This is a genomic window from uncultured Algibacter sp., from assembly GCF_947495675.1.
In the GTDB taxonomy this organism is placed as follows: domain Bacteria; phylum Bacteroidota; class Bacteroidia; order Flavobacteriales; family Flavobacteriaceae; genus Algibacter_B.
In genome coordinates this window covers 14947-30910 of record NZ_CANLZX010000007.1, presented here as the reverse complement: position 1 = coordinate 30910, position 15964 = coordinate 14947, and the positions used below count along the sequence as shown (strand labels likewise).

Genomic DNA, 15964 nt, shown 5'->3' with positions numbered 1-15964 from the left:
AAATGAGAGTAAGTGCCAGAAAAATAAAGACTTTATTGTTAGTTCTTTCTATAGTAATTAGCTGTAAATCTAACGACACAAAAGTAACAGAAACAGAACAGCAAGAAGTTTCAATTGAAAAAGTAAATAACAATCCAGTAATTCGTCATATTCGTACTGCAGATCCTTCAGCACATGTATGGAAAGATGGAAAAGTATGGATGTACACCTCTCAGGATATGGAAGATGCTACATTCTATGATTCCATGGATGGGTACCATGCCTTTTCATCAACAGATATGGTAAATTGGAAAGACCACGGAGAAGTATTACATTCTAAGAATATCCCGTGGGGTGCAAAAGGATGGATGTGGGCACCTACAGCCATTTATAAAAATAATAAGTATTATTTATTGTATCCGCATTCTGTAAAAGGTTCTAAAGATGATATGAGATGTGGTGTTGCTGTTAGTGATGTGCCTGAAGGACCATTTAAAGATATAGGTTGGATTGAAGGTGTTGAAGGACAATGGTTGGATCCTTGTATTTTTACTGATGAAGATGGGAAAACGTATTTGTATTGGGGTGTTAGAGAACCAAAAATGGCGTTATTAAAAGACAACCTTTTAGAATTAGCTGAAACCCCTAGAGCTATAGAGTATGGAGCTAAAAATTTCTTTGAAGCCAGTTATATGCATAAATATAAAGGAAAGTATTACTATTCTTATAATGCAGGTTTAGGAGGTTTTTATGCTATGGGAGATAGTCCTTACGGACCATTTCAGTATAAAGGAGCGATTAACCCAAAACAAAGACAAGATCATCATTCTATAGTAGAATATAAAGGACAAAACTATTTCTTCTACCATTGGCAAGGTTGGAATGGAGGTACAAAATTTAGAAGAAATACCTGTATCGAATATTTATATTATAACGCAGACGGAACAATACAAGAAATTTACGCCACAAAAGAAGGGGTTCAAAAAATTAAATAAAATCAATTAATCCAAAAAATGAAAATCAAATTATTTTCGATAGCTCTATTTTTAACAGTAGTTACTTTATCAAGTTGTAAAAAAGAAACAAAATCTGAGTCATTATCAGAAAATTCAAAAGAGGTATCTAGAAAACCAAACATTGTATACATTCTAACCGATCAATGGAGAGGGGCTGCTTTAGGATACGCAGGGAATACTGATGTAAAAACACCCAATTTAGATGCGTTTGCAAAAGCGTCGGTTAATTTTACAAATGCCGTATCTGTAATGCCAGTTTGTACACCGCATAGAGCAGCATTATTAACAGGTAAGTTTCCAACAACAACAGGTATGTTTGTTAATGACTTGTATTTGCCATCTGAAGAATTAACAATGGCAGAAATTTACAAAGAAGCAGGTTATAACACTGCCTATTGGGGCAAATGGCATTTAGATGGTCATGGACGGTTAAATTACACTCCAAAAGAAAGACGCCAAGGTTTTGACTATTGGAAGGCTCTAGAGTGCTCACATAATTACACCAAAATGCCGTATTATGATAATGATAATCCTGAGATAAAATACTGGAAAGAGTATTCGCCATTTGCAATTGTTAAAGATGCCAATCAATATATAACAGAGCATGCAAAAGATGACAAACCTTTTTTAGCATTCATTTCAATTGCAACACCACATTTTCCGCACGATAATGCGCCTAAAAAGTATAAGGATTTGTACCCGCCAGAATCTTTAACCTTAAACCCAAATGTTGCTGAAAAGTTTAAAGATAGAAGTCGTGAAGAATTGCAAGGTTACTATGCACATGCAACCGCAACCGATGAAGCCATTGGAACCGTTTTAGATAAATTAAAAGAACTTGATATATTAAATAATACTATAGTAGTTTTTTCTGCCGACCATGGCGAAATGATGGGGGCACATGATGTTAGACCTTTTCAGAAACAGCGCGCATGGGATGAATCTATAAAAGTCCCATTTTTAATAAGCTATCCAGGAATAGATAAGCAAAAAGGTGCAATTATAAATGCACCTATAAACACGCCTGATATTTTACCTTCGTTGTTAGGGTTGTCTAACATAAAAATTCCACAAGATATTGAAGGAGAAAATTTAACAGCACTAATAAAGAATCCTGATTCGAGTGCAGATAGAGTAGCATTAGTAATGAGTGTTGCTCCTTTTGCAGGCAATTACAGTAGTTTACCATATCGAGCCATTAGAACCAAACAATACACCTATGCAAGAACACCTAATGGCCCAAGTATGTTTTTTGATAATGTCACAGATCCTTACCAAATGAATAATTTGTTAGGTAAACCTGAGTTTAAAACAATTCAATTAGAATTAGATAATAAATTGAATGGGAAATTAGCTCAAATTGGAGATGAATTTAAATCAAGAGATTATTATCTCAAAAAATACAACTACACATTTGATAAGAAAAAGCCAGCTGTTCCACATTGGGAATTTGAAGTAGGCAAGGGAGTTGTACAATCACCAAAACCAGTAAAGTAAAACTTCTATATATTTATTTAATCAATATTATTAAAATGAATAAATTACTAACATTATCAATAATAGGATTGTCATTTCTAGCTTGTAATAATAACAAGTCTTCTGAAATTAAAGAAGAAAAACCTAATATTATTTTTATCCTAACAGACGATCAAAGATGGGATGCTTTAGGCTATGCTGGAAATGATTTAGCACACACTCCAGAAATGGATAAACTAGCAAAAAATGGTGTGTTTTTTGAAAATACCATTGCGACAACACCAATTTGTGCAGCAAGTAGAGCTAGTATATTTAGTGGCTTACAAGAGCGAACACATAACTACAGTTTTACAACAGGAGTTATGAAAGACGAATATATGGAAAACGCATATCCACGACTGCTTAAAAAAGCTGGATATTATACTGGTTTATATGGGAAGTTTGGTGTAAAATATAAAAAACTAGACTCACTTTATGATGTTCATGAAAATTACGATTTAAGATACGACCGTAAAGATATTACCAGTTATTACTACAAAACTTTAGGTAAAGATACGGTGCACTTAACACGTTATACAGGAGAAAAAGCACTACAGTTTTTAGACAAAGCACCAACAGATAAGCCGTTTTGTTTACAACTGAGTTTTAGCGCACCTCATGCAAGCGATAATACTGTAGAGCAATACTTTTGGCAAGAAGAAAACAATCATGTTTTAGAAAATGTAACCGTGCCAGATGCTAATATTTCTTCTGATGAAGATTATAATAAGCTACCACAATTGGTAAAGGATGGTTTTAATCGTTTACGTTGGTATTGGCGTTATGATACACCAGAGAAATATCAACATAGTGTTAAAGGCTATTTTAGAATGCTAGCTGGAATTGATAACGAAATAGCCAAAATAAGAACAAAATTAGAAGCTAAAGGCATAGCAGATAATACAGTTATTGTTTTAATGGGAGATAATGGGTTTTTCTTAGGCGAAAGACAAATTTCTGGAAAATGGTTAATGTACGATAACTCATTAAAAGTACCTTTAATTATTTACGACCCAAGGAATAAACAACATAAAGATGTTGATGCCATGGCATTAAATATAGATATACCATCTACAATTTTAGATTTTGCTAACGTAGAAGCACCTGCAAGTTGGCACGGAAAAAGTTTAAAACCTTTTATTGATGAAAAACAAGTGAATTTAGAAAGAGATACGGTTTTAATAGAACATTTATGGGACTTTAAAAATATAGCACCAAGTGAAGGGGTTAGAACTAAAGACTGGAAGTATTTTAGATATGTTGATAATAAATCTATTGAAGAATTATACAATTTAAAAGACGATCCAAGAGAAACAAACAACCTTGTTAATGATAAGCAATACAAAGACGTGTTAAATAACTTAAGAGCAAAGTGTGAAAATTTAATAGAAAAGTATAAAGACCCTTATGCCTTAACTATTGTAGAAAATAGATTTGATGGTAAAGCATTCAGTTGGGATTTGTCAAACACCATACAAAAACAAACAGCATATCAAATTTTAGTAGCCTCTTCTCAAGAAAACATTAATAACAATATAGGAGATGTTTGGAATAGTGCTAATATACAAAGCACTTCAAATGAAGCTGAAAAACCTAGTAATCTTAAATTAGAACAAGGCAAAACCTATTATTGGAAAATGCGAATTTATGATGAGTTAAATAGGACAGGTAGCTATACCAAAGCTAAGCAAATAGCTAAAAAATAATTTTAATAGTATTACTAAAACCAATAGATCATTTTTTACAATGAAAAATTATATATTTTTATTTTTAACAGTATTTTATTTTTTATCAACTTCAGCTCAAGCAGAACGACCAAATATATTGGTTTTCTACGTTGATGATTTAAGAGCAGAATTAGGATGCTACGGAAGCGAAACAGCAATAACACCAAACATAGATAAGCTAGCTTCAGAAGGAGTAATGTTTAATAAAGCTTATACACAACAAGCTATTTGTGGTCCTTCTAGAATGAGTACGTTAACAGGATTACGTCCAGAGTCTCTGGGTATATATAGTATTTTTACACCATTTCGGAAAATTCATAAAAATGTAATTTCCATGCCACAATTATTCAAGGCTAATGGGTATAAAACGGTAAGTATTGGTAAAGTATATCATCATGGTCATGATGATAAAGAAAGTTGGACGAATTTTTATGAGAAAGAGCCAAATAGCTATTTAAAGCCAGACAACTTAGCTTTAATAGAGAAATTAAAAAAGCAAGGTAAAAAATCTGTTAAAGGCCCTGCTTACGAAGATGCAGATGTAGAAGATGAGGCTTATAAAGATGGTCGTGTTTCAAAATATGCCATAGAAACATTGCACAAAATTAAAGATGATAAGTTCTTGATGTTTGTAGGTTTAAGTAAACCCCATTTACCATTTAATGCTCCAAAAAAATATTGGGATTTACATAATAAAGATAATTTCAAAATTCCTTCAAGAAAAAAACCTGAAGATGCTTACAGATTAGCATTAACTAATTGGGGAGAACTAAGGGGATATTATGGAATACCCAAAGAAGGCGATTTAGATGATGATTTAACCCAAACTTTAATTCATGGTTATCACGCATCTGTTAGTTTTATCGATGCTCAAATTGGTAAAATCATGAATACTCTAGAAAAATTAGATTTACGTAAAAACACTATGGTTATTTTTATGAGCGATCATGGATATAAAATAGGTGAATATGGAGCTTGGTGTAAACATTCTAATCTAGAAATTGATGTAAGAGTTCCGTTAATTATTAGTAGAGAAACAGGCTATAAACATAGAGTTATTGGCAAATCATCTGATGCCTTAGTAGAAAATGTAGATATATTTCCAACTTTAGTTGAATTATGTGGATTACAAGATCCAAAATCGGAAGGAAGAAGTTTACTTTCTGTAATTGATAATCCAAAAAAAAGATGGGATAAAGTGGCAACAAGTGTGTTTGCTAGAGGAAAAAAAATAATGGGTTGTACGGCAACAGATGGCGAGTGGCGTTATACAGAATGGAGAAATTCTCAAACTAATGAGGTTTTGCAAGCCGAATTATACGAGCATAAAAACAGCCTTTTATCTTATGTTAATTTATCTGGAAATATAAAATATAAGAAAGTTGAAAAAAGAATGAAAATGCTTTTAGAAAAACAATTTCCAAGGGATAAGCCATTCTTGCAAAATGATATTCCTAGGTAAAATATAAATCTATATAAAATCAGTTTAAATAAAAAACACTATCGCAATACCATGAAAAAGCATTTCATAATAATACTTTCTCTAATGTTTTTGTCGTTGGAACTTTTTTCGCAACGTGCGGAAATAAATTTCAATAATAATTGGCAGTTTATTTTAGATGATAATCAATCATTTTCAAAAGAAAATGTTAATGATTTCAACTGGCAAACATTAAACGTGCCGCACGATTGGTCTTTTGAAAAAGGCGTTCGTAAAGGAGGCGATCAAGGTCAAGGTGGCGGTTATCATGATGGAGGTATTGGCTGGTATAGAAAAACTTTTGAGGTAAAAAAACAAAACCTATCAAAGGTAACCTACATCAATTTTGATGGGGTTTATATGAATAGTGAAGTTTGGATAAATGGCAACCATTTAGGTAAAAGACCTTATGGTTATATCAGTTTTCGTTACGATATTTCTAAATATTTAAAACAAGGTAAAAACACCATTGCGATTAGGGTCGATAATAGTTTAGAACCATCAGCACGTTGGTATCATCCTTGTGGAATTTACGCACCAGTAAAATTAATTGTTGTAAACCCGACGCATTTTATACCCAATAGTATTTTTATAAAAACGCCCTCAATTAAAGAAGGTAAAGCGACTGTTTCTATTGATGCAGAAATTAATGGCGATTTAAAGAATCTAAAATATGAAGTGAAATTGTTTTCTCCAGAGGGAAAAGAATTGGTTAATACATGTAAAAAATTAAAAGTTGCAAACCCAACATATCAATTTGAAATAGAAAACCCAAGATTGTGGAGTCCAGAAAGTCCAACCTTATACAAAGCCGTTACCCAAATTTTAGATGGTAAAAGAGTTATTGATGAGTTAGAAACTATTTTTGGATTTAAAACCGTAGACTGGAAAACCGAAACTGGCTTTTGGTTAAATGGTGAAAATGTAAAGCTAAAAGGTGTTTGCGAGCATTGGGAAGGTGGTCCTGTAGGAGGCGCTTGGACAAAACCTTTATTACGTTGGAAATTACAATCTTTAAAAGATATGGGCATTAATGCCATTCGCCCATCGCACAACCCAACACCACCAATGTTTTATGATATATGTGATCAAATAGGGTTGTTAGTTATGGATGAAATATTTGATGGTTGGCACAAAAAAGCACCACAAGATTATGGGAAACAAGCTTTTGATGAGTGGTGGCAACGCGATGTAAAAGAGTGGATTACTAGAGACCGTAATCATCCTAGTATTTTTGTTTGGAGTTTAGGAAACGAAACTCATGACGATATTGCACCAGACTTAGTGAAATTCGGAAAAAATTTAGACCCAACTCGATTATTTACATCTGGTGCAGGAAACCCAGAAGATATGGATATTGAAGGTGTAAACGGAGGTTCAGAAACAAAAGCATTTATTGAAAGTAAAACCTTTGATAAACCATTTATTTCTACCGAAGCACCACATACATGGCAAACACGAGGCTATTACAGAACACAAACTTGGTGGAGAGATAATGAATTACCAGGAACTTACGAGTTGCCAAATTTAACTGATAAAGAAGTATTTTTCTACGAAGGGATTAATCCAAAAAACTGGCGAAACAGAAAACAAAGTTTCAATTCGTCTTATGATAATGCTACTGTAAGAGTATCAGCTAGAAAATATTGGGAAGTTATGCGTGATAATCCTTGGCATAGTGGTCATTTCCGTTGGACAGGTTTCGATTATTACGGAGAGGCAGGTTTAGCTCATGGAGGTTTACCATTTAATTTATTTATGGGAGGAGCCTTAGATGTAGCAGGATTTAAAAAGGATTTATTCTACTTCTATCAAAGTCAATGGACTAATGAAACCATGATTCATATGCTTCCTCATTGGACCCATCCAAGAATGGAAAAAGGAACGGTAATTCCGGTTTGGGTATATTCTAATGCAGAGGAAGTAGAACTGTTTTTAAACGGAAAATCTTTAGGTAAAGATAAACCAGGAAGCGTTTGGAACGAAATGCAATGCGAGTGGATGGTACCTTACCAAGATGGTAAATTAGAAGCCGTAGCATACATTGATGGTAAAGAAGTAAAACGCACCTCTTTTTCAACCAGTAAGCAACCTTCAAAATTAAAAACAAGTATTCAAAAGTTAGATGCTGAAGATTCTTTTACTACAAGTTATATCATTACTTCAGAAGCATTAGATGAAAAGGATAATTTATATCCTTACGGAGAAAATAAGGTTTATTATAATATTCAAGGCGATGTTAAGAAAATTTCTATGGAAAATGGAAATCCAATTGACCCAACCAGTAGAACAAAATCAGACTATAGAGCTTTATTTTTTGGTAAGTCTAGATTGTTTTTAAGAGCATTACCTAACGCAGAAAAAGCATCAATAACAACCGCTTCAATTTTAGGTGATAAGGCATTATATATTACAAATAAAATAACAATCGATGCTAAACAAATTCAAATTTTTGGAACTTCAAATTCTGATGATTTAGAAATTCGTTACACAACCAATGGCGAAAATCCAGAAACCAACGGAAAAGTTTACAAAGGCGCTTTTCAAGTTACCGATGGTACTACAGTAAAAGCAGTAGTTAAACTTAATGGTAAAGTTGTTTTAAATATGGAAGAAACCTTTGGTAAAAACAAAGGTTTATTTTGGGGAGACGAGCACTCTAAAGATATGTGGATTGGTAGAGGAATAAACATTGCTGCCGAAGAGGGTATACTTACAGGAGAAGCAAAAGCAAGTGAAGATGCTCATCACTTTAAAGGCTCAGGTTTTGTCAAATTTGATGGTAAAGAAGGAGCTGTTACGTTTTATAAGGAAAATGATGGTGCTGGAAAAGAGTATGCCATTAGATTTAGATATATGCATAATGATGCTGGTAAAACCTATCCAATGAAACTCTTTGTAAACGATATATACATTAAAACCTTTAAATTTGTCCCTACAGGTGGTTGGGTGCAAAATTGGAAATTTGTAAATGCTAAAGTCTATTTTAAATCAGGAGCTAATAGTATTAAGCTTGAAACAACTGGAGAAAGCGGCCCTTATATTGATGAACTTTTTATTGATTAATTTAAAAAGAATAGTGTGATGATTTTTACATAATAGGAGGGTTAATATTTTTTAATGCATTATTAATGTTTTTTAGTTGTAATAAGGATTGATTTAAATAAAAATTTATTGATGAATTTATATAAAACTTATCTGTGTCTATTATTATTTTTAATTACTGCGGTTAGTTGTAGTAATTTAAGTAATAATAGTGCAGCAGTTTCATATTCGTCTGATTTGGTTCAATTACATAAAAACGTTTTTAACTATTATATAAATCAAAAAACAGATGACAATAATATAAAACAACTATTAAAAAATTTAAAAGAAGATGGCTCTTGGTCTACCATTGATTATAAAAATAACATTAGAGGAGGATGGCCTGTTAAACATCATTTGCAACATGTTCAAACCTTATCCATTAATTATAAAAACAAAGCTTCAAAATACTATCTAGATAAGAACATTTCAAAAAAAATCCATAAAAGTTTAAACTATTGGTTAGATAATGATTTTTTAAGCACCAATTGGCACGATCAACATATTGGAGTGCCAGAGCTATTATTGCCGACACTTTTTTTAATGGAAGCAGAGTTAAGTGAAGACCAATTAAAAAAAGCTAAAGTATTGCTTGATCGTGCAAAAATAAAAATGTCTGGTCAGAATAAAGTATGGTTATCTACCAACGTCATGTTGCGTTCATTGTTATTGCGAAAACCAGATTCTGTGGCTATTGCAAGTAAAGCCATTCAAAATGAATTACAAATAGCAAAAGGTGTTGGTGTAAAACCAGATTGGTCGTATCACGAACATGGCGCGCAATTGCAATTTGGTAATTACGGCCTTTCGTATTTAGAAGATATGATAAAGTGTTACTCATTTGTTCACAACACACCATATCATTTTGAAGCCAACAAAATAGAATTTTTAAGAAACATTATCCTTAAAGCTCAGCAATGGATATTATGGAAGGATAGCTATGATATAAGCGCATCTGGCAGACAGCTTTTTGAGAACGAACAAGTTAAAAAAGCATCACGTTTAAAAGCATGTATTCATAAAATGAAGGTCTTGGATAAAGCACATTCAAAAGCTTATGATGATGCTTTAGATTCAAAAATTCTATCTGGAAACAAACATTTTTGGAAATCTGATTTTCAAGTGCACAGAACAAAAGATTTTTACTTTTCTGTTAAAATGAGTTCAAAGAGAGTTGTTGGAACTGAGTCTGTAAATCAAGAAAATATTCAAGGCTATTACTTGGGCGATGGTGTGTCGCTACTATCTACTAGTGGAAAGGAATATGAAAATATCTTTCCGTTTTGGGATTGGAAAAAATTACCCGGAACTACGATTATTCAAGATAATAAACCTTTACCAATTATAAAATTTAGTGACTTTAAAACCAATAGTGTTTTTGTTGGAGGTGTTAGTAATGGAGAAAATGGAATTACTGCAATGGACTATAATCGTGATGGTTTAAAGGCTAAAAAATCATGGTTTTTGTTTAATGATGCCATTGTGTGTTTGGGAAGTGGAATTTCATCAAACACCAAATATCCAGTTACGACAGCCATAAATCAAGCCTTTGCAAAGGGAGGAGTTGTAATAGGAAAAAATGATGAAGTAGAAACTAATGTAAGAAAACGCAAAGAGATAAATCCCGATTGGTTGCTTCACGATAACATAGGCTACTTATTTCCAAATGGAGGAACCGTAAATCTATCAACAAATATTTTAGAAGGCAGTTGGAATAAAGTTGCAAAACGTTATCGTCCGGTGATACTAACGGAACATATTTTTAAACTATGGTTTACTCATGGTAAACAACCTAAAAATAAAAAATACAATTACATTTTGGTGCCTAATGCTACAGAAGCAAAACTGAAGGATTTTAATAAAAATAAGCCTTTTAAAATCGAGAATAATGAAGCGCTACAATCTGTTGAAACCATGGATGGAACATTGGTAGGTATGGTGTTTTATTCAAAAGGAACATCAAGAATAAAAGGAGGTATTTCGGTGAATCAACCTTGCATGATGATGTTAGAAGAAAAAGCAAATCAACTCATAATATCAGTAAGTGACCCAACGCACAAATTGACTAAAATAACCATAACTATTTCTGGTAATTATAAAGCAAATGGCAGTCAATATGTCAACGGAAAAACTCAGATAACATTACAATTACCGACAGGTGATGAAGCAGGAAAAACAGTCCAACTGGAATTACAAAAACAGGAATAAAAAGTAATGAAAAAAAGAAATCTATTTTATGTTTTCTTCCTAGCAATGTTTAGCATGGCATTGCAAGGTCAAAACTCAACTGTAATTGATGAATTAGAATCTGGATTTCAAAATCCACCAAACCAAGCCAAAGCCAGAACTTGGTGGCATTGGATAAGCGGAAATGTTTCCAAATCTGGAATTACAAAAGATTTGGAAGCCATGAAACAAGTGGGCATTCAAGAAGCCCAGTTGTTTAATGTGCACTTGGGTTTTCCAAAAGGCGGAATAACCTATTTAAGTGAGGCATGGTTAGATTTATTTCATTTTGCAGCTTCAGAAGCAAAACGGTTGGATTTAGAATTAGCATTTCATAATAGTGCGGGTTGGTCTTCTAGTGGAGGACCGTGGGTTACAGAAGAAAACGCAATGCAAACCGTAGTTTTTAGCGAGATTATTGTTAATGGAGAACAAGAATTTAAAGGAGAACTTTCAAAGCCAGAAACTAAATTCAGTTACTATAACGACATTGCTGTATTAGCATTTCCAAAACCTGAAAAAGCTATAAAAATTGATGGATTAGATTATAAAATATTATCAGATAGAATCAGAAATCATTTATTGCCAGATACCAAAGAAATTCCTAAAGCAGCCATAGTAAAGAAAGAAAGTATTATAGATATTACGTCTAAGTTTTCTGAAAATGGTGTTTTAGATTGGAACATTCCAAAAGGTGAATGGGTTATTTTACGAATTGGGCATACACCGAATGGTTCAAAAAACAGACCAGCTGTTGATGGTGGTCACGGTTTGGAAGTAGATAAAATGTCTACAGCTGCTTTAGATGATTATTGGATTAAAGGCGTACAGCCCATTTTGAATAAGCTAGGAGATTTAGTTGGCGAAACTGTAAATAATTGTTTAATTGACAGTTACGAGGTAGGTTCGCAAAATTGGACTACAGGTTTTGAGCATCAATTTAAAAAATTAAGAGGTTACGATTTAACACCGTATTTACCAACTTTAGCAGGTTATTATGTAGAAAGTGGCGAAATAACCGAACGTTTTCAATGGGATTTTAGAAGAACCATTGGCGATTTAATCGCCGAGAACTACTATGGACATTTTGCAAAATTGTGCCATAAAAACAAACTGAAATTTTCTGTAGAACCTTATTGGGGACCTTTTGATAATATGCAGGTTGGTGCCAAAGGCGATATTGTAATGTGCGAGTTTTGGAGTGGAGGTTATCCGTTTTTTGATTCGTCAAAATTTGTCTCTTCCATAGCCCATTTAAATGGAAGTAGCATTGTTGGTGCAGAATCTTTTACCGGTATTGGTGGTTGGGACAAACACCCAGCAACCATAAAATCTATCGGAGATAAAGCATGGGCAGAGGGCATTACCCGTTTTATATTTCATACTTATGTGCATCAGCCTTGGGATATTGGCCCAGGAATGGCGCTAAGTTATCACGGTTTCGATTTTAACCGTTTGAATACCTGGTGGACACAAAGCAAATCGTATTTAGATTATATTGCCAAATCCCAATATTTATTACAACAAGGTACAAATGTGGCAGACGTATTGGTATTTACTGGCGATTCATCTCCAAACACGGCTTTTTTATTACCAGAATTAAAGAAATCTGGTTACGACTATGATTTAATTGGTGCTAATAAACTAGCAGAATTATCCGTAGAAAACGGTAAAATTGTTACAAAATTTGGAGTAGCCTACGAAGTACTAACCTTACCAGAAAGCGATTGGATAACGCCTAAAACACTAAAAATAATAGATGCACTAGTTAAAAACGGTGCAAAAATTATTGGTAACAAGCCAAAGCGTTCGCCAAGTTTAAGCAATTACCTAGAAAGTGATGTTTATATAAGAACAACTGCCCATGCACTTTGGGACAAAGGTTTAATAAAAGCTATTTCCATTGATGAGTTCTTAAGTAACGCGCATATAACCCCAGATTTTTCTATTGTTGAAGCCAATAAGGAAGACGTTGGTTTTATACACAGAAGAACAAAAGACGCCGATATCTATTTTGTTGCCAATGCAAAAAAGGAAAAAGTAGCATTTACAGGGCGTTTTAAAGTGGCTAACAAATTACCTGAAATTTGGAATGCTGAAACAGGAGACATTAAAAAATTAGCAGTCTGGAAAAATAATGATGATGGAACAATAAGTATTCCTATTGCTTTAGATAGTGAACAAGCTGTTTTTGTAGTGTTTAAAGAAAATTCAGTAGATAAAAATCATATTGTTGAAGCTGATGTGAAATTAGAAAAACCAACACCAACATCATTATCTAACCTAAAAATAATAAAAGCAGAATACGGTAATTTTCTACAAGAAGGCTTGGTAGATATTACTGATAAGGTAGCAGCCCAAGTACATGATGGAAAACTAAATTTTCAGATGTCAAGAGCTTTTTGCGATTGCGATCCTGCAATGGGTTATGTAAAAGAGTTTCGAATGGAATATCAAATTGGTGATGAAATTGAACATATTCACGCCGAAGAAAGAGAGTTTGTTACTATTGATGCAGGCAATAAACCTCTTAAAATAATTTCTGCGGTTTTTGGTAAATTTAAAGCAGAAACTAAAGGTGTGCCTAAAAACTTTGAAGCTTTCAATGTTACCGAAAGCATCGAAAAACAAGTGGCTTCTGGAAACTTGAATATCAAAATTTCAGATGAATTGGTAAATGGTAAAGCTTTAAAAAATGCTGTTAATTTCTTAAAAATTACATTTGAAACCGATGGCAATTCAAGAACGACTATAATTCCAGAGGGCGAATTTTTAAACTTAAATAGGTCTGTACCTTCATCAGAAATTTATAAAGCTAATGGTCATAACATTTGGAAAACCCCTTTTTCTGGAAGTTTATCTTATACAAAGGCATCAGGGAAATCAAATCAAATAAAAATAACAGTTCCACAGCCAATAGAACTATCTGAAAATTGGGAAGTAACATTTCCTTTAAAAAATGGTTCTTCAATCAAAAAGAAATACAAAGCCTTAACATCGTGGTCAGAAGCAAAAGAAGAAGACATTCAACATTTTTCAGGAACTGCAATTTATGAGAAAGAATTCATCCTATCTAAAAAACAGTTGTCTAAAGAAAATGCTTTTGAATTGGATTTAGGAAGTGTAGCTATTGTAGCCGAAGTTTTTATAAACGATAAAAAAGTAAGCACACTATGGAAAGCGCCTTTTAGAGTTGCTATTGGTGATTATGTGAAAAAAGGCCGTAATACAATAACACTAAAAATCACGAATTTATGGGTGAATCGTTTAATTGGCGATGAAAAAGAGCCATTAGATTACGAGCGTAGAGGTAATAAAACCAAAGCGCTTCCTAGTTGGTTATCAAATCCAAAATCTCGAGATTCCAAAAGGCAAACATTCTCTTCTTGGAAACATTGGAGTAAAGATGATGAATTAAAAATGTCTGGTCTTTTAGGGCCTGTAAATATTCAATTTTATAAAAAAGTAAAGCTTTAAGATGATACTAAATAAACTTTGTTTCAAAATACTATTCATTTCTTTTTGCTTTTTAGGATGTGCATCAAAAACTAAAGAAGCCAAAGCAACTACAGAGGAAAATCAAATGGTAGATTATTTTGCCGACAACGGTTTTGGAAATGCGGTAGCCATTGTGCAACATCCATCGGGTGTGTATCACAAAGGCATCACTTATGTTGCGTATCAAGGACCGCTAGAAGACCCTTATGTTGCTTCATATAATAATAAAACTAAAGAATGGCAAGGGCCATTTAAAGCAGGAATTAGTGAGATGGGTAAAGACCCAAACCGGAAGAAGAAAATTGATAACCATGGTAAGCCTGCAATTCTTATTGATGATGCAGGGTATATTCACATTGCTTATGGTGGGCATGGAGGAGCTCCAGCAGATGGTAAAAATCCGCTAGGAAATCATCATTATGGTAAAAACTTACATGCGGTTTCTAAGAAGCCGCTAGATATTTCTTCATGGCAAACACTAGATAATATTTCGGTATTTGGAACCTATAGTCAGTTTGTAAAAATGGATAACGGTGATATCTATTTGTTTTATAGACATGGTGCACATAGAAGCGACTGGGTGTATCAAAAATCTACAGACAATGGAATTACTTTCGAGGCACCTGTTTCATTTTTAAAACATAAGCGCTTGCAAAGTATTGAAGCCGAAGATTCTTGGTATCCTTGGGTGAGCAAGGGTAATGGAGATGACATTATTGTGGCGTTCGATTACCATATCTGTAGAGATAGTAAAAATGCTCAAGATGCTCGAGGTCATATACCAGAGCGACATAACTTGTATTATATGGTGTTTAATACCAAAACTGGAGTGTGGAAAAATGTTAAAAATGAACGGTTAGAAATGCCTTTAACCAAAGAAATGGCCGACGAGAAAACCTTGGTTAGGGAAATAGCTGAAGATTGGACATTTCAAGGTATAGCAGATGTAGATCCAAACGGAAACCCACAAGTTTGCGTATTGGTAGGTCCAGATATAGGAGAAAATAGAAGTGGCCCAAAACGTATTCAACATTTTAGATGGGATGGGAAAATGTGGTTAAAAAGCGAAAATAAAGACCTTCCTAGAGGTAATGGTGATTTAGAAGTAAAATCATCGAAAGAAGTTAGTATATATCTAGAAAGTGTAACCAATGAGGGTTTTGGAGAAATTAGTAGATGGGATAGCTTTAATGGCGGAGCATCCTTTAAAAAAGGAACTGTTTTTTTAAGCAGAAAAAAGTCTTCATTCGTAATATCTTCTCTTATTGATAATCCACACCCAGATGCTAGAATTATTGTAGGCGAAAAAATATCTGGAACAGATTATAGAACAATGTATTTGTTGGGGGATCATGGACCTATTAAGCGTGATATAGATGAAGCTAAAATTCTAAGGGATTAGAAACAAGGAGTAAGTAAATGCATTTTAGAATCTAGTA

The 15964-nt window shown here is 33.4% G+C and carries 8 protein-coding genes; all 8 read left to right on the top strand.

Features of this window, described 5'->3' with window-relative positions:
- Positions 1–2 precede the first annotated feature (2 nt).
- Entirely contained in the window at positions 3–974 is a 972-nt protein-coding gene (locus Q0842_RS06665) for a family 43 glycosylhydrolase (protein ID WP_298495838.1), read from the top strand.
- 18 nt (positions 975–992) lie between these two features.
- Positions 993–2492, top strand: a complete 1500-nt coding sequence (locus Q0842_RS06660; RefSeq protein WP_298495836.1) for a sulfatase — start codon at positions 993–995, stop codon at positions 2490–2492.
- 35 nt (positions 2493–2527) lie between these two features.
- Entirely contained in the window at positions 2528–4216 is a 1689-nt protein-coding gene (locus Q0842_RS06655; RefSeq protein WP_298495833.1) for a sulfatase, read from the top strand.
- 40 nt (positions 4217–4256) lie between these two features.
- Positions 4257–5699, top strand: a complete 1443-nt coding sequence (locus Q0842_RS06650) for a sulfatase (RefSeq protein ID WP_298495831.1) — start codon at positions 4257–4259, stop codon at positions 5697–5699.
- A gap of 51 nt (positions 5700–5750) precedes the next feature.
- Positions 5751–8783 carry a sugar-binding domain-containing protein gene (locus Q0842_RS06645; protein ID WP_298495829.1) on the top strand — a complete coding sequence of 1011 codons (3033 nt, stop codon included), beginning with the start codon at positions 5751–5753 and terminating at the stop codon, positions 8781–8783.
- A gap of 111 nt (positions 8784–8894) precedes the next feature.
- On the top strand, positions 8895–11009 hold the full coding sequence (locus tag Q0842_RS06640) for a polysaccharide lyase 8 family protein (protein ID WP_298495826.1): 2115 nt from the start codon (positions 8895–8897) through the stop codon (positions 11007–11009).
- Positions 11010–11015: 6 nt separating this feature from the next.
- On the top strand, positions 11016–14504 hold the full coding sequence (locus Q0842_RS06635) for a glycosyl hydrolase (RefSeq protein ID WP_298495823.1): 3489 nt from the start codon (positions 11016–11018) through the stop codon (positions 14502–14504).
- Between the two features lies 1 nt (position 14505).
- Positions 14506–15927: a BNR-4 repeat-containing protein gene (locus Q0842_RS06630; RefSeq protein ID WP_298495820.1), complete on the top strand. Its 1422-nt coding sequence runs from the start codon at positions 14506–14508 to the stop codon at positions 15925–15927.
- The last annotated feature ends 37 nt before the right edge of the window (positions 15928–15964 follow it).

Coding starts and splice junctions, on each gene's coding strand:
- Q0842_RS06635 (WP_298495823.1), top strand. CDS start 11,016: ATGAAAAAAAGAAATCTATTTTATGTTTTCTTCCTAGCAATGTTTAGC.
- Q0842_RS06645 (WP_298495829.1), top strand. CDS start 5,751: ATGAAAAAGCATTTCATAATAATACTTTCTCTAATGTTTTTGTCGTTG.
- Q0842_RS06655 (WP_298495833.1), top strand. CDS start 2,528: ATGAATAAATTACTAACATTATCAATAATAGGATTGTCATTTCTAGCT.
- Q0842_RS06630 (WP_298495820.1), top strand. CDS start 14,506: ATGATACTAAATAAACTTTGTTTCAAAATACTATTCATTTCTTTTTGC.
- Q0842_RS06650 (WP_298495831.1), top strand. CDS start 4,257: ATGAAAAATTATATATTTTTATTTTTAACAGTATTTTATTTTTTATCA.
- Q0842_RS06640 (WP_298495826.1), top strand. CDS start 8,895: ATGAATTTATATAAAACTTATCTGTGTCTATTATTATTTTTAATTACT.
- Q0842_RS06665 (WP_298495838.1), top strand. CDS start 3: ATGAGAGTAAGTGCCAGAAAAATAAAGACTTTATTGTTAGTTCTTTCT.
- Q0842_RS06660 (WP_298495836.1), top strand. CDS start 993: ATGAAAATCAAATTATTTTCGATAGCTCTATTTTTAACAGTAGTTACT.